The sequence below is a fragment of the Streptomyces sp. FH025 genome (assembly GCF_017427025.1).
In the GTDB taxonomy this organism is placed as follows: Bacteria; Actinomycetota; Actinomycetes; order Streptomycetales; family Streptomycetaceae; genus Kitasatospora.
Genome location: NZ_JAFLNG010000920.1, coordinates 1 through 2,501, shown reverse-complemented (window position 1 = coordinate 2,501; position 2,501 = coordinate 1). Strand labels below are relative to the sequence as shown.

Genomic DNA, 2,501 nt, shown 5'->3' with positions numbered 1-2,501 from the left:
CGTCCGGGTCGGTTCGGTCTGTCCGCCGATGGCAGGCAGGGCCTCCTCCAGCAGGACGCCGTCCGGGTGGCGGCCGAGCCACCGGTCCAGGTGCCGGAGGTGGAGCGGGTTGCCGAGGTCGACGGGCTGGGGCTTGGGCGCGCGGAGCTGGATGAGGATGGCCTCGGAGGCCGTGATCTCCGTGCCCGGGGCCGGGGCGGGGTGGAGGAAGAGCTGCTCGGGCAGGCCGAGACGGGCGCGCCAGCGGGCGACGGTCGCGGCGGGGACGCCGTGCGGGCCGGGATCGGCGCTGAGCTCGGCCCGCAGGGCGTCGAGGACCGCGGACGGGAGGTGCCAGCGGCGGCGGGCGAGGACGACGTGCCGGTGGCGCAGCCGCGGTGTGTGGGTGACGGTGCCGCCGGGAGCGGCCAGTGGCGTGCGGGGCAGCAGCGGGTGGAAGCCCACGATGCCGTTCGAGTGGTCGGAGAGGAGGGGCGCCAGCCGCTGCGGAAGCATGACCGGGGAGAGGAAGCCCAGGTAGAGGACGTCGAGGTACTCGCCGGTGGAGCGCAGACGGACCCGGAGCTGGTCGGTGTCGGCGTTGTGGACCAGGTCGAGGTCGGCCTCGGCGAGGCTGGACCAGCGATGGTCGGGCCCGATCTCGTCGGTGAGCAGCAGTGGGTGCAGGTTGGCGTTGAAGCCGCCCAGCGGGCGGATCTGGGCGGCACGCGCACCCTCGTCGAGCCCGGCGCGGATCTGCCGGGCGACCTCGGCCGCGGCCTGCGGGGCGGTGGCGTCGAGGAAGCGGCTGGTGAAGCGCCCCCAGCCGTAGTAGACGTGATTGACGCACAACAGGCCCTCGGTCGGCTCCCGTTGGACGAACCAGGAGTAGCTGAGCGGCCGGGCGGCCGTCCAGTCGGGCAGCCGCTCGGCCAGTGCGCACACCCGGTCGGCCGGCAGCACGATCTCGCCGTCCACCTCGGGAAGGTCGATGAACTCACGTCGCAGTGAAGAGAGTTCATCGGGAACTCGGACATCGGCCCAGACGTTCCCGGCGTCCTCGCCGAACTCCCACGGCGTGGAACACACTCCGCCGACGCCGTACCGGGCGACGAAGCGATCCCGGGCGTCCCGGCGGGTCAGGTGGCCGTGGTCGAACAGCTCGGCCAGTGCCGTGAGTTCACCGAGCGCGGCGCGGTCGGCGGCGCCCAGTCGGGGCTGTGGCGGCGCGGGCGCGTGGACGTCCTCGCTGAGGACGCTGAGCGACGCGGACTCCTCGGGGACGGGCCGGCCCGCGGCGGCGAGCACCTGACGCCAGTCGGCCTCCAGGGCGGAGAGCGATGCCGGCCGGCGCTCGGGGGGCGCGGCCGGGTACGCCGCCGTCCCGTCGGCGAGCTTGCGCACCTTCCGGGCCAACTCGGCGTCCTCCGGCCACTGTTGGAGCCACGTGGCGAGCCGTTGCAGCGGATCCCGGCCCTGTGGGTCCACCGGCTCGGTCGGCACCAGCAGCCCGGCGTCGAGGAGTTGGTCGACGAAGCGCCGTACCGCCGGGTCCTCGCCGGGGCGCCCGAGGGCCTCGGCGAGCCGTGCGACGAGTCGGTCCGGTGGGTCGGGGGTCTCGGTGAGGGAGGCCAGCAGCGCCAGCTCCGGCCGGGCGCCGACTTCGACCTCGTCCTCGCGTGCGACCAGGTAGCGACCCCCGATGAACACCGTCCGCGTGCGCCGGTAGTGGGCCCGCCCGGCGTCGACGCGGGCGGCGCTGGTCATCCGGTGCGGCAGGCTCCGGCTGCGCCGGGGTTCGTCGAGCAGGGCCTCGACCAGGGCGCCGACCAGAGCCCGGTTCTCCCGGACGACCGCGCGCGGCGCCCTCTCCGTCTCGTTCCGGCGCAGCTCGTCCGAGGTCCAGCCGACCGCCGTGAACCAGGACAGCGGGCTCGTCTTGCTGGTCGCCCGCAGCGCGTGGCGCAGTACGGTGGCCTCCTCCTTGTGCGCCCTGCCTCTCCGTTCGGGGTTCGCGTCCGAGGCGTTGACCACCGCGCGCAGCAGGTCGGCGCTGCCCAGGGCGACGGCGCGCCGGAACGCGGGCTCGCGACACACCTCGGCCAGCGCGGCCCGTTCGGCCGCCAGTGCCGGCGGCACCGCCGCCGCGAGCTCGGCCAGCAGCCGGGCGTGCCGCTCCCGCAGCTCCAGCCAGTCCGCGAGCCGGGGGACCCGGACGGGCAGGTCCGCGAGCCGGTCGAGCTGCGCGGCACGTGGCGTACGACCGTTGTGCAGAGCCCGGCGCAGCGGGAGCACGACCTTCCGGTGGAACTCCTCGCCGTGTTCGGCCCGGCTGGCGTACAGATCGTCGCCGAGGACGGGCCGGAGGGCGGCGTCCGCGGTCTCCACGGCGGTGAGCCGGGCCAGCAGGTCCCGTACGAGGCCGGACGGAGCGGACTGCGCGGCCCGGGTCAGCACGGTGGCGCGCACCAGCGCGTAGGTCGCGGTGACCGGTGGCGCGGGTGCCGATGCGGCCCGGGCCG

1 protein-coding gene is annotated in these 2,501 nt (G+C 75.4%); it reads right to left on the bottom strand.

Going from position 1 to position 2,501, the window contains the following annotated elements:
- A partial coding sequence (locus J0670_RS35670) for a lantibiotic dehydratase (RefSeq protein ID WP_207816762.1) occupies positions 1–2,501 on the bottom strand: 2,501 nt, incomplete at both ends.